Below are 24,221 nucleotides of genomic sequence, written 5' to 3'. Positions count from 1 at the left end.
TGCGAGGAACCCACCACAAAATCACCGTCGTCTGGCGGATCTTGATTTTCAGAATCGGTGCAGTACGATAGACTACTGATTAGGCATTGCCCACCCCATCTCACATGGTTGAGTCAAAACTGATCAAAAGTCAGCTTGTGGAATTTCCACAATACCGAATTCGCGAAAGCCCCAAGGCAAAACACGTGAGCCTCAAGATGTCTGTGCAAGGCGGGCTAGAGGTCATCGTTCCGAAAGGCTTCGATCGCAGCCGGATTCCGGAGATTTTGCACAACAAGCAAAGTTGGATCGAGCGCACCATTGAGCGGCTCGAAGAACAGCGCCAACAGCTAGCGCTAGAGCATTCTCATGGCTTACCCACGCAGCTAAATCTGCGATCGATCGATCAGATATGGCAAGTCGAATATTGCGCCACAGCAACCACTCGGTTAACCCTGACCGAAAAAGATAAGACGAAACTTATTTTACGAGGCAATACGCAGAACGAAGACGCCTGCAAATCGCTGTTGCAGCAGTGGTTGATCCGCAAAGCCTACCAGCGGCTTGTGCCATGGCTTTGGTCGGTCAGCGAAGAGGTGGCGTTGCCCTTTCACAAAGCAGCAATTCGCGGACAGAAAACACTGTGGGCAAGCTGCTCTCAGAGCCGAAACATTAGCCTCAATTACAAGCTGCTCTTTCTGCCTCCCCCCTTAGTGCGCTACGTGTTTATTCATGAGTTGTGTCACACCGTTCATCTCAATCATTCTGCAAACTTTTGGGGATTGGTGCAAGCGAAAGACGCCAACTATAAACCGTTGGATCGAGAATTGCGAAAGTCAAGCCATTATGTCCCGCCGTGGTTAGAGCCGTCGGTGCTGGGATCAGAGATATAAAACTGTATAAAATTGGTAAGAATCGTCTAGGCTTGGGTTGCCCATTTTTCAGCCTTGAGAGAGGCTTTTTTCTGCGATCGCTCCTCTAACATTGTCAGGTGAGCTATTGAGGACTTCCCATGCCCGAACCTGCCGATCGTCGTCCTGCCGAAAATAAGAAACACGACGCAAAACCCGAACAAGAAACGGTCGATCCGATGGATTTAGTCACTCGTGGTGGCTATGAGGGTGATCCTAGAGAAATTGTTGAAAATCCGGCAGTGACCCCGGAAATGCTAAACGAACCCGGATATCTTAGAGCCGACAAACTAGACGAAGATTAAACGATTGTCCGAGTCAGATTCAAAGCAAACCCTAGTAACGTTAAGTATTTCTCCACCAAACACTGTTCGCGTGTTGCAGCAATTTCTTCATCGCCAAGCGTGGGTTCTCTGGGTCGGGCTAGAAGAGCGCGCATTTAAGTAACGATCGCGAGCCTTTTGGGTTGGCTCAATTAGGGCAGTACTACGAACTTTGGTTCACCATTTTTTCGGAAATTCAGGATTGAATCTGTTTATTTTTCTATGCCTGGATCAAGCTTTCTGAAGAATTCGGGGAAATTTTGGAGGTCTTCGATTGACTCAACGGAGGGAAGTTCGATCCAGTTGGCTTCGGCTTCTGAGCGATCAACGTAAGCAAAAAATGCTTCATCATAGTGCTTTTTCGATCGCCCTGATACAATCCCATCGGATCGTCCCAGGCGTTGCTTCCGTCCTATCCCCCGCTAAAATAGAAGCCTGTCCCTTTCAAGCTTGTCTACTTTGAGCGCAACATCTGTCAAGCCCCACAAAATTGTTCTCGTCGATGGTCACTCTTTGGCATTCCGCTCCTACTTTGCGTTTGCCAAAGGGCGCGATGGTGGGCTGCGAACCTCGAACGGTATCCCAACTAGTGTTTCTTACGGCTTTCTCAAGGCGCTACTAGAAACGGTTGAAGCAGAGAAACCCAATTATCTTGCGATCGCGTTTGATTTAGGGGGCGCAACCTTTCGCCATGATGCTGACGACACCTACAAAGCGGGTCGCCCAGAAACGCCCGAAGATTTCATGCCCGATCTAGACAATCTTCAGGAGTTGCTAACGGCGATGAATTTGCCCATTGTCGTTTTGCCAGGATATGAAGCAGACGATGTGATTGGCACACTGGCACGGCAGGCAAGCCAAGCCGGGTTTGAAGTCAAGATTTTGAGCGGCGATCGCGATCTGTTTCAGCTAGTCGATCCCGATGAACAGGTGAAAATCCTGTACATGAGTACAACCTACGGCAAGGGAACACCGCCGCCCAAAGAGTTTGGCGTTGAAGAAGTAAGAGCAAAGCTGGGCGTATTGCCCTCTCAAGTGGTTGATTTTAAGGCGCTATGTGGTGATCCTTCGGATAACATTCCAGGTGTAAAAGGGATTGGCGAGAAAACGGCGGTGCAATTGTTAACCACCTATGGCTCGTTGGAAAACATTTATCAACACATTGACGAGATCAAAGGTGCCGTTAAAAAGAAACTAGAAACTGGACACGATGATGCACGGCATTCACAATGGATGGCACAAATTCATTTAAACGTGCCCTTGGATTTAGAAATTGAAGCCTGCAAACTTCAGGGTTTTGATCAAGCAGTCGTGATGCCCCTGATCGAGCGATTAGAATTTAAATCGTTTTTAGGTAAGGTGCAGAAATGGCAACGGCAACTCGGTGGTGAACCTGATGCCGAACTTTCTGAAACAGAAGGCACAACGCAAGCGGCATCGGAAACTGGAACGCCTCTCATTCAGTATGAAAGTGACGATCTCTGGTTTTTTAGTGCAGAAGATACAGAAAACGCAGAAGCATTTACGCCAGTTGCGATCGCACCTCAAATCATTGATACGCCGGAAAAACTCGCCGATCTGATCCAGATTTTATTAACGCACACCAGGGTAGAAACGCCTGTCGCCTGGGACACCGAGACAAATTCTCTTAATCCTCTTGATGCTGATCTAGTAGGCATCGGCTGCTGTTGGGGGTCAGCCGTTGACGAAGTTGCCTACATTCCTCTGACCCACAAGAGCGGTACAAACCTCGATAAAAAGGCAACGCTCCAGGCGCTGAAACCTATTCTCGAAAGTGCCAACTATCCTAAAGCCTTGCAGAACGCTAAATTCGATCGCTTGATTTTGCGCTTTCAAGGCATTCATTTAGCTGGTGTTGTATTCGATACGATGCTGGCAAGTTATGTGCTCAATCCTGAAGCGAGCCACAAACTAAGTGACATGGGCTATCGCTATCTGGGCATTCGGGCGCTGGAATATACCGATTTAGTACCCAAGGGCAGCACGATCGCAGATATCTCGATTCCAAAAGTGGCAGATTATTGCGGCATGGATGCCTACACAACTTACAACTTGGTGCCGAAGTTGCGCTTAGACCTTGAGCCGACCCCCCAACTGCATCAGCTACTGCTTGAGGTGGAACTGCCGCTTGAGCCTGTTTTAGCAGAAATCGAGGCAACCGGAGTCCGCATTGATCAAGACTACCTAAAAGAATTTTCGGTGAGGCTAGAAAAAGATCTCGCAGTGATCGAACAGAGTGCCTACGAATCGGCGGGGGGAAAATTTAGTCTGGGTTCTCCTAAACAACTGAGTGAACTTTTCTTTGATAAATTAGGCTTGGATCAGAGAAAATCTCGTAAAACTAAAACAGGCTATTCCACCGATGCGGCTGTTTTAGAAAAGCTTCAAGGCGATCATCCGGTTGTGGATGCGATCGTAGAATATCGCACGTTATCTAAACTCAAATCCACCTATGTAGATGCCCTGCCAAAACTGATTCATCCCAAAACCCATCGGGTGCATACTGACTTTAACCAAGCCATTACATCGACGGGTCGGCTATCATCTTCTGACCCAAACTTGCAAAATATCCCCATTCGCACCGCCTTTAGTCGGCAAATTCGTAAAGCTTTTATTCCTGAAGAAGGCTGGTGTATGATTGCGGCAGATTATTCGCAGATCGAATTACGCATTCTTGCCCACCTTAGTCAAGAACCCATTCTATTAGAAACCTACCAAAAGAATGAAGATATCCACACCTTAACTGCAAAATTATTGCTAGAAAAAGAGGATATTTCCTCTGAAGAGCGTCGCTTGGCAAAAATTATCAATTTCGGTGTCATTTATGGCATGGGTGCCCAGCGATTTGCCCGCGAATCTGGCGTCAGACCTACCGAAGCAAAATTGTTTATTGAGCGATTTAACGAGCGCTATCCTCGCGTGTTTAATTACCTCCAACAAATGCAGCGAGACGCGATCGCAAAAGGGTATGTTGAAACTATCAAAGGTCGTCGGCGCTATTTTAGGTTTAATAGCGAATCGCTACAACGGATGCAGGGCAAGAATCCTGATGACATTCAACTTGATCAATTGAAACTGCGCGATCAGTTTGATGCCGGTTTGCTACGGGCGGCTGCCAACGCCCCAATTCAGGGATCAAGCGCCGATATTATTAAGATTGCAATGGTGCAATTACATGAACTTCTAAAAGATTATCCGGCACGATTATTGCTGCAAGTGCATGATGAACTTGTGTTTGAAGTGCATCCCGATAGGTTGGAAGATCTGCGATCGCAGATTAAAACCACCATGGAAAATGCAGTTAAGCTCAGCGTCCCGTTATTAGTAGAAGTTAATTCAGGACAAAATTGGATGGAGACAAAATAGGTCATACGAGAACTATTCGTCAGATCAAAGTATGGATGTTTTCCTATGTATCTATCACCTTTTGTCTATAACCAAGTCGATACCGATCGCAGCACATCTGGAATTTCTCCTGTATCAGGCAAAAACTCCAACTGCGTTTCTGACAAACCCAAATAGCCCGACTCTGCAAACGACAACAACATTCGGTTTAACGCAAACCATACTTCCGGTTCATACTCCCAATCGCGCCCTCGGCTGGCTCGTCCTGCGATCGCTTTCAATGCCCAAAAATAACTATTCCGCACCACCGATCCCCCCTTTTTATAGGGCGGGACATCTTCATGATGCAAAAACAAAATATCGTCTTCTATTCGCGCTCTCATGCTGGCTTCAGATATCAATCAAAAAAGTTGTCCCAGCCTAGGAATAACTAACCTAAACCAGGACAACTCCAATGTGCGTCAAAAACTTTTAGAAGCGAGAAGAATATCCGGCGCGACCCCCGCCGCCCCCACGATTTCCACCACCACTCCGATTGTCTTCACGAGGCTTCGCCTTGTTGACTCGCATATCGCGACCCATCCATTCTGCACCATCTAGGGCTTCGATCGCGGCTGCTTCTTCGTCATCTGATGACATTTCCACAAACCCAAAACCACGAACCCGACCTGTCTCCCGATCCATGGGAAGCTGAACCCGCTTGACCGAACCATATTCTGCGAAAATAGCGGTCAAATCATCTTGCGTAACCTCATAAGAGAGATTACCTACGTAAATCGACATTGAAATGAATCTCCAGAACCAGAAAGTGTAGAGATGGGAGATCTTGGAAAAGCCTGCCTTGAGAAAAACCAACCAGTCAGCCTAGATGGAACTAAACGTGAGAGTCTTCAGAAAAACAAACGTATAAACCGATCTTCATCTCTGTATCTCAACTGTAACACGATTTTTCGAGGTAGGATGCGATTTTGGGAAGCTGAAATCATTAAAAAACAACATCTAAACTATGCTAAAAGACTGCTGTTTACGATTGGTTTCTGCCCTGCTATTTTCTACATTTACTATTTTGTTGGAGAATGCTCATGTCTAGTGTAAAAGTTGCTCCCTATGGCGCTTGGAAGTCGCCGATCACATCGGATCTGATCGTTGCAGGTTCGATTGGGCTGGGGCAGATTCAATTAGATGATCAAGCGATTTATTGGAGTGAATCGCGCCCAACAGAAGGCGGACGAAGTGTAATTGTCCGCAGAATGCCTGACGGTCAGATTAGCGATGTGATCCCCGCTCCGTTTAATGCTCGGACTCGCGTTCATGAGTACGGCGGCGGTGCATTTAGCGTTGTTGATGGGGTTGTCTATTTTGCCAATTTCTCTGATCAACGACTTTATTATCAAACGATGGGCGATGCGCCTGTTCCTTTTACACCCGAGCAATCGTTGCGCTATGCCGATGCTGTTTTAGATTCTGCTCGCCAGCATTTAATTTGCGTTTGCGAAGACCATACGATCGCCGATCGAGAACCTATTAACACAATCGTCAGCATTTCCGTAAAAGATGGCAATCAACGGGTGATTGTTTCAGGGAGCGACTTTTATGCGTTTCCGCGCCTCAGTCCAGATGGGTCTACATTGTCGTGGATTGCTTGGAATCATCCCAACATGCCGTGGGACGGGACAGAGCTTTGGGTTGGCACAGTAGAGGCAGATGGAGCGATCGCAGATCCTCGAAACATTGCAGGCGGTGAGACAGAATCTATTTTTCAGCCCCAATGGTCGCCCGATGGCACCTTATATTTTGTCAGCGATCGCACCAATTGGTGGAATCTTTATCGCTGGCACCCAAGCGAAGACACGACTGAACCCCTCTGCCCCAAAGAGGCGGAGTTTGGGTTGCCGTTGTGGGTGTTTGGCATGTCTACCTATGGTTTTGTCGATTGCCCTCCTACAGAGACGGGGGCAGCCCATCGCTTGATTTGCACCTATAGCCAAAATGGCATGAGCCAGTTGGCAAGTCTCGATCTCACCAGTCTCGAATTAACCCCGATTTCAACGCCCTATACGAGCATCGCAGGGCTGCAAGTTAATGCACACCATGCTGTGTTTGTGGGTGGGTCTCCGACCGAAGCCAGTGCGATCGTTCGGCTCGATCTTGCCACACACCATCTTGAAGTTCTCCGTCGTGCCAACGAGCTAAAAATCGATCCCGGTTATCTTTCGGCTCCCGAAGCGATCGAGTTTCCCACAGAGAATGGGCTGAGCGCCCACGCGCTATACTACGCGCCCAAAAATCAGGACTACACTGCACCCGATAAAGAGCGTCCTCCGATGCTGGTCAAGAGCCACGGTGGGCCGACTGCTGCAACCTCGGCGGCACTTAGCCTCAGTATTCAGTATTGGACGAGCCGCGGCTTTGCTTTCCTAGATGTGAATTATGGCGGTAGCACCGGGTATGGGCGAGCCTATCGCGAACGACTGAACAGACAGTGGGGCATCGTAGATGTGGATGATTGTGCCAATGGTGCGCTCTATCTGGCGTCTCAAGGAAAAGTGGATGGCGATCGCTTGGTGATTGCAGGCGGCAGTGCGGGCGGGTATACAACGTTGTGTGCGTTGACGTTTCGAGACACCTTCAAGGCGGGTGCAAGCTACTACGGGGTGAGCGATCTCAAAGCCCTAGCCGAAGACACCCACAAGTTTGAATCGCGATATTTAGATAAATTAATTGGCGAATATCCAGCAGAAAAGGAACTGTATGACCAGCGATCGCCGATCAATGCCCTGGATCAATTGTCGTGTCCGGTAATTTTCTTCCAAGGCGACGAAGATAAAATTGTGCCGCCCAACCAGGCAGAAATGATGGTTGATGCGCTCAGGGAGAAGGGTTTGCCCGTTTCCTATGTTCTGTTTGAGGGGGAGCAGCACGGGTTTCGTAAAGCGGAGAATATTAAGCGTGCCCTAGATGGGGAGTTTTATTTTTATGCACAGGTGTTCGGCTATCAGCCTGCTGAAGCGATTAGCCCTGTTGCGATCGCAAACCTCTAAATCTTGAGCCTCTAAATCTTGGGATCGATCAACCTGAAATACCGCGACTGCGATGCTGTTTGCGATACTGTTAAAGAAGGTTACATTTAACGCTCAGAATTTCAGAATTAATGACAGTCGCGGTTTCGCTTCAAAACGTTCACAAAGTTTACGGAACGGTTCCAGTGGTGAATGGTCTCTCGTTTGAGATTCAGACTGGGGAGATGTTTGGGTTATTAGGGCCAAACGGGGCAGGCAAATCCACCACGATTCGGATGCTGACCACGCTAACGAAACCATCTGATGGTGTCATTCAGGTGGCAGGATTTGATGTGATGCGTCAGCGATCGCGGGTGAAACAACGGATCGGTGTGGTGCTGCAAGCGGTGAGCATCGATAGCGACCTGACGGTGTGGGAAAACATGGAATATCACGGTCGGCTGCATCACCTTCCCAAGGCACGCCGCCAGAACGAGATCGATCGGTGGCTCACGTACGTCGAGTTGAGCGATCGCCGGGATGCCCCTGCCAAAACGTTATCGGGCGGAATGAAACGGCGCTTGCAAATTGCGAGAGCATTATTACACCAGCCAGACATTCTGTTTCTTGATGAACCCACCGTGGGGCTTGATCCCCAAACTCGTCGCCGGTTGTGGGAAATCCTTCGGGATCTCAACAAGCAAGGCATGACGATGTTATTGACAACGCATTATATGGATGAAGTGGAATATCTGTGCGGTTCCTTCGGAGTTGCGCAAAGCGCTAATCGCATCGGCATTATGGATGGCGGAAAACTGATCGCGCTGGGAACGCTGCAAGATTTGCGACAAAAACATGGCGAAGGGCTAGTCGTCAAGCAATATAGCAGTTCGTCTGGAAATGCACCGAGCGATCGCTGGGACTATCAATTTTTTCCCACACTAGATGCCGCAAATGCCTATCTCGATCAACAGCCAGATAAAACGGGAATGATGACCCGACCCTCTAATTTAGAAGACATTTTTGTAGAATTGACCGGGCGCAACTTGGATTGATGACCAACGTTCGCTGTCTCAAAATTCAACGTCTTGCTCAGGAACTACGCTAAGGCACGGTTGCTAGGCAAGATAGTACCCCACCAAATCATGCCTCAACGAGTTGGTTCTCTTGGCGCAAATACGATTCAATAAACCCATCCAATTCTCCATTCATCACATCCTGAACCGCCGTTGTTTCAAGGTTGGTTCGCAAATCTTTGACCAATTGGTAAGGGTGAAAAACATAGTTGCGAATCTGGGTGCCCCACGCTGCCTCTACAATATCGCCTCGAATATCCGCGATTTCTTTGGCGCGTTGCTCTTGGGCAATTACCAGCAACCTCGCTTTCAACAGTGCCAACGCTTTTTCTTTGTTTTGAAGCTGCGATCGCTCCTCCGTACATCTCACCGCTAGCCCAGTCGGGATATGCACAATTCGCACTGCCGTTTCTACTTTGTTAACGTTCTGCCCTCCCTTGCCCCCGGCTCGCGTCGTCGTAATCTCCAAATCCTTGTCTGGAATGTCTAGCTGCACCGAGGTGTCGATCATCGGCATGACTTCAACGCCTGCAAAACTCGTTTGGCGCTTGCCGTTGGCATTAAAAGGAGAAATCCGCACTAGGCGATGCGTTCCTTTCTCAGATTTCAAATAGCCATAGGCATATCGACCCTCAATTTCCAGAGTGGCTGACTTCACGCCTGCCTCGTCCCCTTCAGATAGCTCCATCAAATGGACTCTGTACCGATGAGCTTCGCCCCATCGGGTATACATTCGCATCAGCATCTCTGCCCAGTCTTGGGCATCTGTTCCGCCTGCTCCAGCATTAATCGTGAGAATGGCTCCCTTCGTATCATACGGTCCTGACAGCATTTGCTGAAGCTCCCACTGATCAAGCTCATGTTTCAACTGATCGGTTTTTGCTTCGGCTTCTTCAAGCAACGACTGATCCATTTCTAGCTCAAGCAGTTCTAGCGTTGCTTCGGCGTCAGCTAAGTAGGCTTTCCATTGATCAAACTGCTGAAGGTGGGATTTGTAGTCGTTTAATTCTTGAAGCGACTGCTGAGCTTTCGCTTGATCTTCCCAAAAGTCGGGTTGCGACGCAATTTGCTCTAGATCTTGAATTTTGGCACTCAGAGCAGGAACGTCAAAGATAGTCCTGGGTTTTACCCAGGCGCGAAGACAACAGTTCTACATCACGTTTTAGGTCTACGGTATCCATACAGTCTTAAGATCTTCTCAGATGGTATTGATAATTTTAGTAGAAACCTGAAGCATTGGTGCGATATACATCATCAACAGAAATTTATATTATGAACAGAACTATACACACCTGAGTGCCCCACCTGAATTGCCTGACCTGAATTGCCTGACCTGAATTGTCTGATAAATAGCCTCGCTCATCCCATTCACCCGACCTAAACTGAAAGGTTGGGCACCACAGAACGCGATCGTTGAAACTGCATCCCTCACGCACACAAAACCCGCCGCATTTGCCGTAGGTTTGTCGGTAAATCTAGCTGAATGGCTTGTTCGATCAAAATACCGGGCACTGGAATCGTAGGAGTTGCCTGAACCGAATAGGTCAAAATCGTTCCGTTGCCGCCGCTTGCAATTTGCAGATCTGCCGAAAAGTCGCTGAAACTGCCTGACTCCAAAGAAAACTGAATACGCTGATACTGAGTTTCCAGAACCTTAAGATAAATATCTACCTGAGCCGTAAAAAACAAAAAAGCCTTACTCGCCGCCTGATGCAAACGTTTGAGTGAGCCAGACTTGACGATCTGAACCACCTCGCTACGGGTGACATCAGGAAAATAATGCGTCCAGCGTGGATAGTCGATCAACTGATACCACACCTGCTGCACTTCTAGGGGAAGATACATCTGAGCCGTGACCGAGCCTCCCCAAGCCGAATAGGGATGAGTTGTGAGTAGAATTTCCCCGCCTAGCAGGGTCGGATTGACTGTGTTGATCGCGCTTACACTACTCATAGATGCCGCTCCTGACGCCTTCATTCAGCTTTTTATGAATTACTGTTAACAATAGCAACAAACTCACGGCAAAACTGTTAAACGTGAGTTTAGCCTGCATAAAGTTTCGGCAAACCACACTGCCGCAGAACAGCCGAAACCCGCACAATTTCGGGAGTTTGGTAAAGGAGTTGTGTAGTAGACAATATCTGGAAGACGTTTGAGGATTGACCGTGCGCCAACCATTAAGCTCTAGAGAAGTTGTGTTTATCGGAGTGTTAGCCCTCACCGCGATCGTCTGGATTTTGCGAGGCATTGGGCTACTCACATTTTTGCCTGGGTTTGTATTAGGGCTGTTAGTGTCGTTGTCGATCGCGCTACTTGTGATCAATGGCTTGATCGAGACAAGATAGGCTGATGCATACTGATGAATACTACAGTCTAGGGTGATCATTTACCTCTTTGACGGTTCGCCCTCATCTTGGTCAAATCGGCACTTGGTCAAATCTGCACTTGGTAGAGAAGATGCCAAACGGACGGCTTCGATTGTGGAGACTGGGCGCAACGAATTGATACGCTGCAAAATCTTTCCCTGGAGAGATTGGAGAAGCTAGCGACAGCCCAGATAATAAATTCACAAAATCTGGCGTTGATTAATCTCGCGTTACCAACTAAAAATCTTATGACTTCTTCCCCTCTACCGACTCGTGGTCAACTAGAGCGCTCTCTCTCGCAAAAAGTTTTAGCGCTCTATCGGTCTAGCTTGGGGCACCAGCCTAGCAAAGTGCAATGCTACATTTCTGACGGCAAAGTTATGATTATTTTGGAAGATTCTATCACTAAGCCAGAGCAGGTTTTAGTAGAGCGTGGGCAGGAAGATTTGGCTGAGAAAGTGCACGATGATTTAGATGAAGCACTTTGCCCTGAGTTAAAGGCGCTAATCGAAGAAATTGTAGGCGTTCCAGTGATTGATGTTTTGAGCGATGCCAAGTTTGATACCGGGCGTACGGGTACGATCGCAGTGTTAGAGGACGCCCCTCAGGTTAGAGATTCGCAACCCCAGCGCCGATCTTCTAAAGAGGTTGAGAACACAGCAGATGGCGCTGAAGATGCTGATGAATGACCTTTTCTAAGTCATCCAAGTCGTAGGGTTTACTGAGATAGTCGTTGCAGCCAGACTCTAAGATGCGATCGCGGTCTTCCTGTCTGGCAGATGCAGTGAGCGCCACGATGGGAAGATCGATTGTCTTCTGACACTCGCGAATGCGTCGTGCTACTTCCATGCCGTTCATGTCTGGCAACACAATGTCAAGCAGCACTAGATCCGGCATTTCACTTTCGATCAGCGCTAAGGCAGATTTGCCATCCATCGCCGTGATTAACGAGCAATCAATCGTATCTTGCAACTGATAGCGCAGCAGAAATAGATTGTCTTCATTGTCGTCTACAGCTAGAATCAATGGCTTTCGAGATGAAACGCACATAGGAATTGAAGGGGAATAATCTAAACTTCAATATCTGAAATAAGCAACAGCTAGCTTGTTAAAGGCAAACCGAAGCTCACTGTAATCAAGCGATTCAAGAAGTGATTTATGGGGGCGGAACAATCTCGCAGGTTGCCTACTCTTCCTGTGTCTGCTACTGCCTAGAGTCTGAACCGATCTCTAGTCTCTTCAAAGGAGAGTGACAAGCTGTCTAATAAAATCTTTAGGGCTGCATCCAAACTACTGATGACATCTATGAGCATACCACAATCTGTGAGCGCTTCCGGACAAACCAGATAGCTTTTAGACCTCTGCAACTGTTAACCAAAGACGGCTTCAACTTGATGTTGTAGCTCAGTTAAAGAGTCACAAACGTAACTAACTTAGTATACTGTGAAAAATTTAAATGTGACATTTCTGAGAGATTTGACGGATTTTTCATAAAATCCGATACACAATAAAAGCGGAAAGGCAATTTATAGAGTAAAACAAAGTGCCGAGTACACATTAAGAAGGTCATGGAGGGCGGGACATGGGAATCGCTACAGTTAATCCCACCACCGGAGAACTAATAAAAGAATTTGATGCCCTGACGGATACTGAGCTAGACGCAAAGGTGGGGCTAGCATCCAGCCAGTTTTCAGACTATTGCCGGACACCGATGCCCCAGCGATCGCGGTGGCTGCATCAGGCGGCAACGCACCTAGAGCAAGCAAAGCAGCAGTATGCTGAACTGCTGACCTTGGAAATGGGCAAGCCGATCAAAGCTGCGATCGCAGAAGTCGAAAAATGCGCGTTAGTTTGTCGCTATTATGCCGATCATGCCCCGTCGTTTCTTGTAGACGTTCCAGTTCATACCGACGCTTCCACGAGCTTCATCCGCTATCAGCCCCTTGGGGTCATTTTGGCAGTGATGCCGTGGAATTTTCCCTTTTGGCAGGTTTTTCGGTTTGCGGCTCCGGCGCTGATGGCAGGCAACGTGGGCTTGCTCAAACACGCCTCGAATGTGCCTCAGTCTGCCCTAGCGATCGCAGAGGTTTTTGCCAAAGCCGGATTTCCAGCGGGGGCGTTTCAGACTTTGCTGATCGGAGCCGATCGGGTAGCCGGATTGATGGGCGACGAGCGGATTGCCGCTGCAACCTTAACGGGCAGCGAACCGGCAGGCGCAAGTCTGGCAATGGCAGCCGGGAAGCACATTAAAAAAGTAGTTTTAGAACTGGGGGGCAGCGATCCGTTTATTGTCATGCCCAGTGCCGATTTAGACGCTGCCGTTTCTACTGCCGTGACAGCGCGAATGTTGAACAACGGGCAGTCGTGCATTGCCGCAAAACGATTTATCGTAGCAGACGCGATCGCAGATGAATTTACGCGCAGACTGATCGAACGTTACAAAGCGCTTAAGATCGGCGACCCAATGCAGCCCGACACGGATATTGGTCCATTAGCCACCCCTCAAATTCTTCAAGATTTGGATCGGCAGGTGAAAACCTCGATCGAGCAAGGTGCAACGCTATTAATCGGCGGCGACCCCAGGAGTACTTCTTCGACGCTGAGCGAAGCCCATCGGTCTGGAAACTTCTACCCGCCCACCGTTCTGTCTGACATTCCCAAGGGCAGCCTTGCCGAGTACGACGAGTTTTTTGGTCCTGTAGCACTTTTGTTTCGAGTGGCTGACATTTCTGCCGCGATCGCGCGCGCCAACGATTCACCCTTTGGGCTTGGTTCTAGCGCTTGGACACAGGACGCTCAGGAGCGCGATCGCTTCATTGCCGAACTTGATGCCGGATCGGTTTTTATCAATGGCATGGTCAAGTCTGACCCGCGTTTACCCTTTGGCGGCATCAAACGCTCTGGCTATGGGCGCGAACTTGGGAAAGAAGGGCTGTATGAATTCGTCAATGTTAAAACGGTGTGGGTGAAATAAAACGGTGTGAGTGAAGTAGTAAGAACAAATGACATAAGCGACATGAATTTGTCAATGTTAAAACGGTGTGGGTTAAAACGGTGTGGGTGAACTAGTAGGAACAAACGACATGAGCGACATAAACACGGCGGAACTGTTGGTACGTTGTCTCGAAGCGGAGGGTGTAGAGTACGTTTTTGGATTGCCTGGAGAAGAGAATTTGCATGTGTTAGAGGCACTTAAAGCCTCTTCGATTCAGTTTATTACGACGCGCCATGAGCAAGGAGCGGCATTCATGGCAGATGTCTATGGGCGCTTGACCGGGCGAGCGGGGGTGTGTCTTTCGACCTTGGGACCAGGCGCAACGAATTTAATGACGGGCGTGGCAGATGCCAATCTTGATTGCGCTCCGCTCGTGGCAATTACGGGGCAAGTGGGCACCGATCGGATGCATATTGAATCCCATCAGTATCTCGATCTGGTAGCGATGTTTGCGCCTGTGACCAAATGGACGACCCAAATTGTGCGTCCGAGCAACACGGCAGAAATTGTGCGGAAGGCGTTTAAAATTGCCCAAAGCGAAAAGCCAGGAGCGGTGCATATCGATGTGCCGGAAAATATTGCGGCGATGCCGGTTCAGGGCAACCCCATCAGAGGGGGCGACATCGAGAAAACCTATGCATCGTTTCACAGTATTGAGAAGGCTGCGATCGCAATTAATGATGCAAAAAATCCGTTGATTCTCGTGGGGAATGGAGCAATTCGCGCTCATGCTAGTGAAATGCTAACGAAATTTGCGACTCGTCTAAACATTCCTGTTGCCAATACTTTTATGGGTAAAGGAGTGATTCCCTATCCGCATCCGCTAGCGTTGTGGTCAGTAGGATTGCAGCAGCGCGATTACATTAGCTGCGGATTTGATCAAACTGATCTCGTGATTGCAATTGGCTATGATTTGATTGAATATTCCCCTAAAAAATGGAATCCTAAAGGTGATATTCCAATTATTCACATTAGTGTTACTCCTGCCGAAATCGATCGCAGCTATATACCTGTTGCAGAAGTTGTAGGTGACATTTCGGATGCTCTGCAAGAAATTTTGTACCGATGCGATCGCGATGGTAAACCTGAGCCTCATGCGTTAGAACTGCGAGCCGAAATCCGCGAAGACTATGCCCACTATGCCAAAGATGCTGGCTTCCCGATCAAACCTCAGAAGATTGTTTATGACCTGCGGCAAGTGATGGGAGCCGATGATATTGTCATTTCTGATGTGGGTGCTCACAAAATGTGGATGGCGCGGCACTATCACTGCCATTGCCCCAACACCTGCATTATTTCTAACGGATTTGCCGCCATGGGGATTGCCATTCCGGGTGCGATCGCAGCTAAGTTGGTGCATCCGGCTCGCAAAATTGTTGCGGTCACAGGCGATGGCGGCTTCATGATGAACTGCCAAGAACTCGAAACAGCGCTGCGGATTGGCACCCCGTTTGTCACCCTTATTTTTAACGATGGCGGCTATGGTCTGATCGAGTGGAAGCAAGAAAACCAGTTTGGGCATTCCAATTTCATCAAGTTTACCAATCCTGATTTTGTCCGGTTTGCCGAAAGCATGGGGCTAAAGGGCTATCGGGTCGAGTCTTGTGAAGATCTGATTCCCACCTTGCAGGAAGCTCTAGAACAGGATGTGCCTGCCGTGATTGATTGCCCAGTGGATTACCGGGAGAATTTGAAGTTTACCCAGCGATCGGGGGAAGTAAGCTGCACGATTTAACAGACCGGGGTGTGGGGAGTACAATAGCGATGTAGCTTTCCCCACGCTTCCTATGGTCTCAGTTCCCAATCTAGACCTTTTAGAAGAACCTTACAGCAACGAACCAGAATTGGAACATTCTCTCCATCTTGCTCAAATTGTTCTGCTCTTAACCTGTTTGGAATGGTGGTGGCAACAACGGCAAGATTTCTTTGCGGCAGGCAATCTCAGCATTTACTACCAACCTCCAGAACTGCAATCTAAAAAGTTTCGAGGACCTGATTTCTTTGTTGTTTTAGGAACAGAGCGCAGACCTCGTGGAAGTTGGGTTGTATCAAGAGAAAACGGGCAGTATCCTAACGTTATTGTTGAGATTTTGTCTCGCAAAACCGCGAAAACCGATCGCACCACAAAGCGAGATCTCTATCAAAACTTATTTCAGACGCCAGAGTATTTTTGGTTTAATCCTGACCCCCAACAGTTGGAGTTTGTTGGGCTAAGGCTGCAAGCAGGACACTACCAAGACATTCCTCGAACAGATCAAGGCTGGATGTGGAGTGAGCAGCTAGAACTGTATTTAGGAATTGCAAATAACCAATTACGCTACTTTACGGCTGAGGGTGTGATGATTCCTAATTTTGAGGAAGAATCGGCTCAAAGTGGAGAGATTATTAAAGCTTTGGAACAGCGTTTAGAACGAGAGCAACGGCGAGTAGAACAATCTGAATCGATAGTGCAACAGCAAGGTGAAGAGCTTGAGCGACTGCGGAGATATCTGCGATCGCAAGGCATCGATCCCGATCAATTAACCCAATCCTACAATTAACTCAATCCTAAATCCACAGCGACGCGATGGGCGCAGGCAAACCCAGAAAACGCCACCGCATTTAATCCTTGTCCGGGGAAGGTGCTATCTCCCACACAGTACAAGTTTGGAACGGCGGTGCGATTAAACGGCATTCCTAACAACCCAAGCAGCTTGCGAGAGGGAATCGGCCCATAGGTGCCGTTGTCGCGCCCTAAAAACCGACGATGGGTTCTCGGTGTGCCAACTTCTTGAAAATCTAGGGCTTGATCGAGGTTCGGAAAGAGTTGAGACAAGCGATCGATTAGTCGATGGGCTGCCTGTTCTTTTTTGGCTTCATATTCGCTGGAGGTCAAATTTTGCCATTCGCTGATCCAGCTTGGGGTAAAGGTGTGAATAATGTGATGCCCTTGGGGAGCCAAACTCGGATCAAGCAGCGTTGGGATTGAGACAAAAATTGTGCCTTGCTCAGATTCCATGTTGTCCCAATCTTCGAGCAAAATATGATGGCATTCTGTGCCCAACGGCAAAGCGTCTGCTTTGACACCTAAATGCAAGCTCAAAAAGCTGGGAGATTGTTGGTATCGCTGCTGCCACTTCTTCTCTGAGTTGGGGAGGCGATCGCGCGGCAACAATTTCTCAAACGTGTCCCATCGCGTCGCATTCGACACAATTCGCTTTGCCCGATAGGTTTCTCCAGACGCCAGCTTGACGCCAACCGCTTTGCCGTGCTCTGTGAGAATCTCCGTTACCCGTGCTTTGTATTGAATCTGACTGCCTGCTTTTTCCAATCCTTCGGCGAGTGTTTGGGCGATTTGTCCGACACCGCCTTTGGGGTAGTTGATGCCTCCATAGTGGCGATCGCTAAATACCATCCCAGCATTAATCATCGGGGTGCGATCGGCGGGAACCACTGACCAGCAATAGCACTCCATATCGATGAACTGAAGCAATTGCCGATCGCGGATGTAGCGTCTGGCAATGTCACCTGCGTTTTGAGGCAGGTATTTCACCAGTCCTAAACAGGCGAAGGGATGCTGAAAGAAAACCCGCGTCAGGTAGCGCGGTTCTTCGAGCGATAGCAGATCCATCACGTTGAGGCAGTTAAATACTTTCCAGCATTCATCGTAGAATTGCCGAACGCCTTTCGCTTCGTGAGGAAATTTTTCAATTAGTTCGTTTAAAAACTTTTCATAATCGCGATGGACTTGCAGATCCAAACCATTGGGTAAGTGATAGTGAATCTGCACCGGATCGGGAATTGTGTCGATGCTAACATTGACCGCATCTAAGGCGCGAGTGAGGAGGTTGGTGGTGCCGCGATCGCCAAAGCCAAAAATCATTGATGCGCCCACATCAAAGCGATAGCCAGACCGATCGAAATATCCTGAACTGCCGCCCGGAATCAGGTAGCGCTCCAATACCAAGACACTGGCTCCTTTTGCTGCCAGTTGGGTGGCTGTGACCAAGCCGCCAATGCCAGACCCGATTACGATTACGTCAAACTCTGTCGCCACTTGAGAAGCAGTCATGAAAAATGCCCTAAACCCACGTTCTTCAGTGTATCGGAGAAAGGAGTGTGGGGTATGGAGTCTGGGGCGAAATGATGCTTATGTTTCTTGCCATACACAAAAAAATCTAGAGAAACAACATTGTGGCTTTATCTGCGTTGATAACACGCTGCTTCAGAGATAGTCGTATTTGCCAGAAGAAGCGCGATCGGGAAATGGAGCCGCGATCGCGCACTTTAATCAACTTTAATCAAATCAACTTTAATCAAATAGTCGCTGAGAACGACACCAGCGGGTTAGAAATTCGTCTCTCCACCTGGGGCACGAGCGATCGCATCACAGGACGATAGGATACTGTGGATGCGATCGCTACGTGATCACTGGCAGCGAAAAGACTAGACCGTATGGAACAAATTTTCTATAAACCTCAGTAGAATCAGGGAAATTTATTGCCTTAAATTAGTATTGTAAGCTACACACGCTGGAGATTTCAGGCGCGTTTCAAGTGGTTTGGAGCACTATAGAGCCATCGTTTCAGTCGCTGTCTATTGCCTCCTCTTCATTCTAAAACCGTTGGCGTACGGCAAAATTTGCTTCGCTACTCTTCCTTTTAGTAGAGCAATTCCTATCTCCTATGACCGATGATTTCAGCCCCCTAACTCAACGATTCTAGGTACAAAGATTGTTCAAAGTTGCAGTCTCACTGACGCATCAATGTGCGTCGGGCAGAGTCTAATGAGGGAAATTCTATGATTCAATTGGCAAATATGTCGTGGGAATGGAGCCAAATGGCTCAAATCCCTATTAATAGAGGGGTCGCTCGACCTGAAGATGCTGCGTTAGTGTTTTCAGGTCCCCAGTTTTTTGTGGCTCTTATCGCAGGGGTAGTATTAGCATTTGCATTCCAATTAGTATTAACAAACCTTTCTGTTGCAACTGGCATTTCTGTTCTCGGTCGCATGGACAGTAATGATTCTGAGCATCATCACAGTAGTAGCTCTGGCAGCGCAGGTGGCACGATTCGCAAGGTGGGGCTGGCAGTCGGAATCTGGACGCTAGTTACCGTTACGATCGCGATCTTTCTGGCGTGCCTGCTTGCGGTGAGACTTAGCCTCATCAATAGCATTGGCTTGGGCGCGATCGTAGGTCTTGTAATTTGGGCGACCTACTTTTCGCTGCTGGTTTGGGTCAGTTCTAGCACCGTTGGCTCCCTGATCGGCTCATTGGTTAACTCTGCTACCTCCGGGTTTCAGGCATTGGTTGGCACTGTGGGAGCCGCCATGGGAGCAAAGGCAGTCAATCAGCAAGTTGTCTCTACCGCAGAAGCGGCGGCGGCAGCAGTTCGTCGTGAACTCGGCTCTGCGATCGACCCTGGCAGCATTCGGGAGTCGCTCGAAGACTATCTCGATCGGGTGCGACCTGCCCAACTCGACATGTCGCGGATTCGCCGCGAATTGGAAGGTCTGGTCAATGATCCAGAACTGCAAAATATTGTCGGAGCCGGATCTCCAGCAGATGTGGTTGATCGGTTGAGACATATCGATCGCAACACGTTTGTTAACCTGGTTAGCAGTCGCACAGATTTATCGAGACAAGAATCCCAGCGGTTGATCGATCAGCTTGAAGCCGTTTGGAACGACACCCTAGGACGACTCCAGCGCAAAGACCCAACTCAAGGCTTGACGGAATATCTTCAAACCGTTCAATCGGGACAAGTTGATACAAACGAGCTAAACCGTCGCATTGATCAACTGGCTGAGGAAGTCCGGCGGCAGGGGCAGATGATGCAGGGGACGCAGCAAAACCAGTCAACAGCGATGCGTGACCAGATGTCTGCGATTTCCTCCATGGCACAACGCCCTCAGAAAGAACAGCAAGGCAGCCTCCTCGATCGCGCTGTGCAGATGGGCATGTCTACCTTGATGGGCAGCGTTGTAGGACGTGCTGATCTCTCTGATCTAGATGTTGAGAAGATTTTAGGACAACTCCAAGGCGCAAAAGATAAGCTGACGAGCGGTGCAAAGGAGGTAACTAGCCGTGCGTCGTCTGGTTTTAGCCCGATTCGCTCGGATGTCGAAAACTATTTGCTCAACACCTATTCTTGGCATCTCAACCGCGAAACCCTCAACACCGAGTTCCGCGAAGCGTTGTATGATCCCGAAGCCGATCCGGCGGCGGTACGGCGAGAATTGGAACGCTTGAATCGGTCTGATTTTGTGCGCCTGTTGACTCAACGGGGCGATCTTTCTGCGGCGCGAGTCTCAGATATTGCCGATCAGCTTGAGTCGATTCGTACTAGTGTTCTCGGTTCGGTAAGTGTGGCAGATGAACAGGAGCGATCGCAAGATCTGCGATCGAGAGTAGAAAATTATCTCCGCTCAACCGGCAAAGATCAACTCAATCCCGATGATATCGAGCGAGAAGTGTCGCTGCTGCTAGAAGACCCCGACGCAGGTTACGAAGCGCTTTCGTCTCGCCTGAGATCCTTTGATCGCGATACGTTGGTGCAGTTTTTGTCGCAACGGCAGGATCTTTCTCAGGATGAAGCCGATCAGATTATTTCCCGCTTTGAGCATAGCCGCGATCGCATCCTCAATTCTGCCAAAGAAACCCAGGATCGGGTGCGCTCTGAAGCTGAAGCTCTGAGGATTCGCGTTGAGTCCTATCTGAGAAACACGCACAAAGGTGAACTTGACCCCGACGGCATCAAGCGCGACTTTAGAACCCTGCTGGATGACCCTCAAGCCGGTGCCTCTGCTTTGCGCGGTCGGTTGAGCCAGTTCGATCACGATACGTTTGTGCAACTTCTCAGTCAACGGCAAGACATGACGCCCGAAGAAGCCGATCGCATTGTCAGCCAGCTAGAAGATGTGCGCGATAGCATTCTGCATGCGCCACAACGAGCAGTGAGCAAAGCCAAAGATCAGGTGGATCAGGTCACCAGCGCGATCGCAGACTATCTCCGCAACACCCACAGAGATGAACTCGATCCCGATGGCATCCAGCGTGATCTGAATGTGTTGCTCAATGACCCGAAAGCAGGCATGTATCGCTTCCGGTCTCGCTTGTCACAGATGGATCGCGAAACCTTGGTGCAGCTTTTGGCACAGCGCCAAGACCTCTCTGAAGAGCAGGTCAACCGCATTATTGACGATGTGCAACATTCGATTCGCCGTCTGGTGCGATCGCCCCGTCGCTTGGCAGCGCGGACTCAGCGCCGAGTCGAAAACTTCCAATCTGCTTTAGATAGCTATCTCCGCAACACCGACAAAGAAGAACTCAATCCCGATGGCATCCAGCGCGACTTGCAACTGTTGCTCCGAGACCCCCGTGCCGGATTTGGCAATCTTAGCGATCGCTTATCTCATGTGGATCGCTCTACTCTGATCGCCCTGTTGGCTCAGCGCGAAGACATGACCGAAGATGAGGCAGCGCGAGTGGTGGATCAAGTGCTATCGGTGCGCGACCAGTTTATGGCTCAAGTTCATGCCATTCAAGATCGGCTTCAATCTATCGTGGATGGTATCTTTGAACGCATTCGCCTCTACCTAAATGGGTTAGAGCGTCCGGAATTAAACTATGAAGGCATCAGCAACGACGTTCGCACGATGTTTCACGATCCCCAAGCGGGGTTTGATGCCATGCGCGATCGCTTAGGCAGTTTCAACCGAGATACGTTAGTAGCCGTGATGTCCTCCCGCGACGACGTTTCTGAAGCCCAAGCCAATCGCATTATCGACCAGGTTGAAAATGCCCGAAATAACGTCCTGCGCCGTGCAGAGCGGATGCAGGAAGATGCCCAGCGTCGCCTTGAAGAGGTCAAGCGGCAGGCGATGAAGCAGGCTGAGGAGACGCGGAAAGCCGCTGCATCAGCCGCGTGGTGGCTGTTTGGTACTGCGATCGTTTCAGCCGGAGCCGCTGCCCTCGCTGGGGCGCTTGCCGTTGGTTAAGCTGTTTTGATTCCTCTAGTTACCCTCTAAAGCCTCCTCGTGCAGGGGGCTTTTTATTGAGTTTGGGGATTGAGTTCTCATGTCCAATGGTTGAGTACCAGAGCACAAAAAAGCTTACCTACTCTTTTTCGAGAAGTTTCTTAATTCAATCATGGTATAGTTTGCGTGTTTAAGATTATCGAAATGTTAAAACCTGAGCAGCCAATGGTGGTATCTTGCTCAGACTCTACCCTACAGCGATTAGGAGTCCTCTATGACCGTGAGCCAAGAGCGCACCCCCCAAACTCAGCCTCTAGACGTTCCTAGCGCGATTCTTCAACGACGATCGATCAAAACCTTTAAGCCCGATGCGATCGCGCCTGAGCTACTCCGCCAACTGGTAGAACTCACGGTTGCCGCGCCCAGTAGCTTTAATACACAATCGTGGCGAATTGTTTTAGTCCAAGACGATGCTCAACGGACTGCCCTAGCTGACGCCGCCTGGAACCAAGCCCAAATTACCCAAGCCCCTGTTACGTTTGTGTTTGCGGCAGATGCAATGGCAGGCGATGGCGACTTGACCCCAATCTTAGAGGCAGGGCAAGCAAGCGGAGCCTGGACAGAAGGAACAGTCAGCTATTTCAAAACTGCAATTCCTGGGTTTCAAGAGCAGTTGGGCGATAAACGGCGAGAATACGCGATTAAAGACGCCATGATCGCCGCGACAAATTTAGTATTAGCCGCCGAAAGCTTGGGGCTATCGACCTGTTTTATGAATGGCTGGATTGAAGACAACGTGAAAGCAGTGATTGGTGCAGGCACCGACCCCAATCTTGCGATCGCGGTGCTGGTTCCAGTGGGTTATGCCGCAGAACCTCGAAAAAATCCCGGTCGCTTACCGTTTAGCGCTAATGTATTTGTCGATCGGTTGGGCAGTCCTTACGAAAGCTAGATCGGGAATCGTTCAAGACCTGAGCTTCTCTATAAATCTGTGACTTGAGGCTTGGCTTGAAGACGTTGCCAGTTTCCTTGAGGGTGAGGGTGAGCCGCAGCTAAAGCGCAAAACTTCAGCAATATCCATCAAAAGAGGTCGTCACACCTTTACTTTGAAATCGAAGAAGGGAATAATAGACTATTCTTTTTCGGCTATTTCTTAGCTTTGAAGCAGTTATGCAAAATAAGGCTATGGTTTCTAAAGTATTGGCTTCGCTTGAGCGATCGCTAGCAAGTGTGTTGGTTGCCGCTCCGCTTTTGTTGGCTGCTTGCAACTCAGCCCCCACAACGCAAACGCCCACAACGACTGGCAGTTCTCCTGTGTCGAGTGCTGCTGTCAACTCCAATGCTCCCAAGTTTGCTCTAATTATTAATGGGCCGCCAACCGATAAGTCATGGAACCAGAAAGCCGTTGAAGCAACGCAAGCACTCAAGGCGAAAGGGATCGATACTGCTGTGTCGGAATCAGTCTCGCCGGCTGACGTAGAGCGGGTTTTGCGCCAGTATGCAGAAGCAGGATACACCACGATCGTGGCGCACTCGTTTAACTATGGCGATGCCGTTTTCAAAGTTGCGAAAGAGTTTCCCAAGGTCAATTTCGCCTGGGCAGGGGGTGTCAATAAAGTAGCCGCTAACGTCGCCGACTACGACCAACCCTTCTATGAAGGGGCATACATGGTTGGTGTGATTGGCGGCAAACTCAGCAAAACTGGAAAATTGGGAGCGCTCTACGGCTTTGATATTCCGGTTTGCCATGCGATGGGCGAAGCCATGTTAGCCGGAGCCAAAACCGTGCGACCCGATGCGACATTAACAAGCTCAGCCGTGGGCAACTGGGATGATGTTGCCAAGGCAAAGGAAGCAGCCTTATCCCAAGCCGAAACCGGGGTCGATTTTTGGATTGGGTGCGGACAAGGTCCAACGATCGGGCAAATTGAAGCCGCGAAAGAGAAAGGCGGATACACGACTAGCTACGTAGGAGATATGTCTTCGCTCGGTCCGCAGGTGGTCGCCTCTAACTTGATTTGGAATATGGAACCCCTGTTTAACCGCATGTTAGACGACACCAAAGCCGGAAAATTTGCGAATCAGTTTTACAAGTTGGGAGTAGCAGATGGGGTGATCGATGTCGAGGTTGCCCCCGCCTTTCAAGACAAACTCGATGCCAAGGCAACGCTCGAGCCAACCCGCGCCAAAATTGCCTCTGGTGAACTGAAAGTTCCTTTCGTTCCTAAATAATCTAGGTGACAGGTC

Annotated in this window: 20 protein-coding genes; 14 read left to right on the top strand and 6 right to left on the bottom strand. The window is 49.2% G+C overall.

Features of this window, described 5'->3' with window-relative positions:
- Nucleotides 1-104: 104 nt before the first annotated feature.
- From GS601_RS09625 to polA, 3 genes are all read left to right on the top strand, one after another.
- Nucleotides 105-872 (top strand): M48 family metallopeptidase, encoded by a 768-nt coding sequence (locus GS601_RS09625; protein ID WP_162423063.1) that lies wholly within the window; start codon nt 105-107, stop codon nt 870-872.
- Nucleotides 873-991: 119 nt separating this feature from the next.
- Nucleotides 992-1,195: a hypothetical protein gene (locus tag GS601_RS09620; protein WP_162423062.1), complete on the top strand. Its 204-nt coding sequence runs from the start codon at nt 992-994 to the stop codon at nt 1,193-1,195.
- Nucleotides 1,196-1,672: 477 nt separating this feature from the next.
- The gene (gene polA, locus GS601_RS09615; protein WP_202924986.1) at nt 1,673-4,600 is read left to right on the top strand and encodes a DNA polymerase I; all 2,928 of its coding nucleotides are present in this window, start codon (nt 1,673-1,675) and stop codon (nt 4,598-4,600) included.
- A gap of 65 nt (nt 4,601-4,665) precedes the next feature.
- On the opposite strand, the gene GS601_RS09610 is transcribed toward polA, so the two are convergent.
- Both GS601_RS09610 and GS601_RS09605 read right to left on the bottom strand, forming a co-directional pair.
- A complete protein-coding gene (locus tag GS601_RS09610) occupies nt 4,666-4,962 on the bottom strand; it encodes a hypothetical protein (RefSeq protein ID WP_162423061.1) in 297 nt (98 codons plus the stop codon).
- An 88-nt stretch (nt 4,963-5,050) separates the two neighbouring features.
- Nucleotides 5,051-5,362, bottom strand: coding sequence for an RNA recognition motif domain-containing protein (locus GS601_RS09605; RefSeq protein ID WP_162423060.1), 312 nt, complete (start codon nt 5,360-5,362; stop codon nt 5,051-5,053).
- Nucleotides 5,363-5,661: 299 nt separating this feature from the next.
- Between GS601_RS09605 and GS601_RS09600 the strand changes: the two genes are divergently transcribed.
- Both GS601_RS09600 and GS601_RS09595 read left to right on the top strand, forming a co-directional pair.
- Nucleotides 5,662-7,620, top strand: coding sequence for a prolyl oligopeptidase family serine peptidase (locus tag GS601_RS09600; protein ID WP_162423059.1), 1,959 nt, complete (start codon nt 5,662-5,664; stop codon nt 7,618-7,620).
- Between the two features lie 110 nt (nt 7,621-7,730).
- Complete coding sequence (locus GS601_RS09595; protein ID WP_162423058.1) at nt 7,731-8,633, top strand: ABC transporter ATP-binding protein; 903 nt, start codon at nt 7,731-7,733, stop codon at nt 8,631-8,633.
- 88 nt (nt 8,634-8,721) lie between these two features.
- Here the strand turns inward: GS601_RS09595 and prfB are convergent.
- Together prfB and GS601_RS09585 are read right to left on the bottom strand one after the other, a co-directional pair.
- Nucleotides 8,722-9,835 (bottom strand): peptide chain release factor 2 gene (gene prfB / locus GS601_RS09590; protein WP_162423057.1). Its coding sequence is split into 2 segments (ribosomal slippage): nt 8,722-9,762 and nt 9,764-9,835, totalling 1,113 coding nucleotides; the frame shifts between segments, so codons are not numbered across the junction.
- A gap of 247 nt (nt 9,836-10,082) precedes the next feature.
- Complete coding sequence (locus GS601_RS09585) at nt 10,083-10,607, bottom strand: SRPBCC family protein (RefSeq protein WP_162423056.1); 525 nt, start codon at nt 10,605-10,607, stop codon at nt 10,083-10,085.
- A 212-nt stretch (nt 10,608-10,819) separates the two neighbouring features.
- Here GS601_RS09585 and GS601_RS09580 point away from each other — a divergent pair, with 212 nt between their 5' ends.
- Nucleotides 10,820-10,999, top strand: a complete 180-nt coding sequence (locus tag GS601_RS09580) for a hypothetical protein (RefSeq protein WP_162423055.1) — start codon at nt 10,820-10,822, stop codon at nt 10,997-10,999.
- Between the two features lie 269 nt (nt 11,000-11,268).
- On the top strand, nt 11,269-11,709 hold the full coding sequence (locus GS601_RS09575) for a Na-translocating system protein MpsC family protein (protein ID WP_162423054.1): 441 nt from the start codon (nt 11,269-11,271) through the stop codon (nt 11,707-11,709).
- Here the strand turns inward: GS601_RS09575 and GS601_RS09570 are convergent.
- Nucleotides 11,660-12,070 carry a response regulator gene (locus GS601_RS09570; protein WP_162423053.1) on the bottom strand — a complete coding sequence of 137 codons (411 nt, stop codon included), beginning with the start codon at nt 12,068-12,070 and terminating at the stop codon, nt 11,660-11,662. The genes GS601_RS09575 and GS601_RS09570 overlap by 50 nt on opposite strands.
- 532 nt (nt 12,071-12,602) lie before the next feature.
- On the opposite strand from GS601_RS09570, the gene GS601_RS09565 reads away from it, so the two are divergent.
- From GS601_RS09565 to GS601_RS09555, 3 genes are all read left to right on the top strand, one after another.
- The gene (locus GS601_RS09565; protein WP_162423052.1) at nt 12,603-13,994 is read left to right on the top strand and encodes an NAD-dependent succinate-semialdehyde dehydrogenase; all 1,392 of its coding nucleotides are present in this window, start codon (nt 12,603-12,605) and stop codon (nt 13,992-13,994) included.
- A 109-nt stretch (nt 13,995-14,103) separates the two neighbouring features.
- On the top strand, nt 14,104-15,750 hold the full coding sequence (locus GS601_RS09560) for an acetolactate synthase large subunit (RefSeq protein WP_162423051.1): 1,647 nt from the start codon (nt 14,104-14,106) through the stop codon (nt 15,748-15,750).
- A 52-nt stretch (nt 15,751-15,802) separates the two neighbouring features.
- The gene (locus GS601_RS09555) at nt 15,803-16,555 is read left to right on the top strand and encodes a Uma2 family endonuclease (RefSeq protein WP_162423050.1); all 753 of its coding nucleotides are present in this window, start codon (nt 15,803-15,805) and stop codon (nt 16,553-16,555) included.
- Here the strand turns inward: GS601_RS09555 and crtH are convergent.
- Complete coding sequence (crtH, locus tag GS601_RS09550; protein ID WP_162423049.1) at nt 16,552-18,066, bottom strand: carotenoid isomerase; 1,515 nt, start codon at nt 18,064-18,066, stop codon at nt 16,552-16,554. The two genes, GS601_RS09555 and crtH, sit on opposite strands and share 4 nt — an antisense overlap.
- 122 nt (nt 18,067-18,188) lie before the next feature.
- On the opposite strand from crtH, the gene GS601_RS09545 reads away from it, so the two are divergent.
- From GS601_RS09545 to GS601_RS09530, 4 genes are all read left to right on the top strand, one after another.
- Nucleotides 18,189-18,395, top strand: coding sequence for a hypothetical protein (locus GS601_RS09545; protein ID WP_162423048.1), 207 nt, complete (start codon nt 18,189-18,191; stop codon nt 18,393-18,395).
- 399 nt (nt 18,396-18,794) lie between these two features.
- Nucleotides 18,795-21,995: an MFS transporter gene (locus GS601_RS09540; protein ID WP_162423047.1), complete on the top strand. Its 3,201-nt coding sequence runs from the start codon at nt 18,795-18,797 to the stop codon at nt 21,993-21,995.
- A 253-nt stretch (nt 21,996-22,248) separates the two neighbouring features.
- Complete coding sequence (locus GS601_RS09535; protein ID WP_162423046.1) at nt 22,249-22,926, top strand: nitroreductase family protein; 678 nt, start codon at nt 22,249-22,251, stop codon at nt 22,924-22,926.
- A gap of 233 nt (nt 22,927-23,159) precedes the next feature.
- On the top strand, nt 23,160-24,206 hold the full coding sequence (locus GS601_RS09530; RefSeq protein WP_162423045.1) for a BMP family protein: 1,047 nt from the start codon (nt 23,160-23,162) through the stop codon (nt 24,204-24,206).
- Nucleotides 24,207-24,221: the final 15 nt, after the last annotated feature.

It is taken from the genome of Myxacorys almedinensis A (assembly GCF_010091945.1).
GTDB lineage: Bacteria > Cyanobacteriota > Cyanobacteriia > Leptolyngbyales > Leptolyngbyaceae > Myxacorys > Myxacorys almedinensis.
The sequence above is the reverse complement of the archived record's forward strand: the minus strand, read 5'-3'. Positions and strand labels throughout refer to the sequence as shown.

Coding starts and splice junctions, on each gene's coding strand:
- GS601_RS09625 (WP_162423063.1), top strand. CDS start 105: ATGGTTGAGTCAAAACTGATCAAAAGTCAGCTTGTGGAATTTCCACAA.
- GS601_RS09620 (WP_162423062.1), top strand. CDS start 992: ATGCCCGAACCTGCCGATCGTCGTCCTGCCGAAAATAAGAAACACGAC.
- GS601_RS09610 (WP_162423061.1), bottom strand. CDS start 4,962: ATGAGAGCGCGAATAGAAGACGATATTTTGTTTTTGCATCATGAAGAT.
- GS601_RS09605 (WP_162423060.1), bottom strand. CDS start 5,362: ATGTCGATTTACGTAGGTAATCTCTCTTATGAGGTTACGCAAGATGAT.
- GS601_RS09600 (WP_162423059.1), top strand. CDS start 5,662: ATGTCTAGTGTAAAAGTTGCTCCCTATGGCGCTTGGAAGTCGCCGATC.
- GS601_RS09595 (WP_162423058.1), top strand. CDS start 7,731: ATGACAGTCGCGGTTTCGCTTCAAAACGTTCACAAAGTTTACGGAACG.
- GS601_RS09585 (WP_162423056.1), bottom strand. CDS start 10,607: ATGAGTAGTGTAAGCGCGATCAACACAGTCAATCCGACCCTGCTAGGC.
- GS601_RS09575 (WP_162423054.1), top strand. CDS start 11,269: ATGACTTCTTCCCCTCTACCGACTCGTGGTCAACTAGAGCGCTCTCTC.
- GS601_RS09570 (WP_162423053.1), bottom strand. CDS start 12,070: ATGTGCGTTTCATCTCGAAAGCCATTGATTCTAGCTGTAGACGACAAT.
- GS601_RS09565 (WP_162423052.1), top strand. CDS start 12,603: ATGGGAATCGCTACAGTTAATCCCACCACCGGAGAACTAATAAAAGAA.
- GS601_RS09560 (WP_162423051.1), top strand. CDS start 14,104: ATGAGCGACATAAACACGGCGGAACTGTTGGTACGTTGTCTCGAAGCG.
- GS601_RS09555 (WP_162423050.1), top strand. CDS start 15,803: ATGGTCTCAGTTCCCAATCTAGACCTTTTAGAAGAACCTTACAGCAAC.
- crtH (WP_162423049.1), bottom strand. CDS start 18,066: ATGACTGCTTCTCAAGTGGCGACAGAGTTTGACGTAATCGTAATCGGG.
- GS601_RS09540 (WP_162423047.1), top strand. CDS start 18,795: ATGATTCAATTGGCAAATATGTCGTGGGAATGGAGCCAAATGGCTCAA.
- GS601_RS09535 (WP_162423046.1), top strand. CDS start 22,249: ATGACCGTGAGCCAAGAGCGCACCCCCCAAACTCAGCCTCTAGACGTT.
- GS601_RS09530 (WP_162423045.1), top strand. CDS start 23,160: ATGGTTTCTAAAGTATTGGCTTCGCTTGAGCGATCGCTAGCAAGTGTG.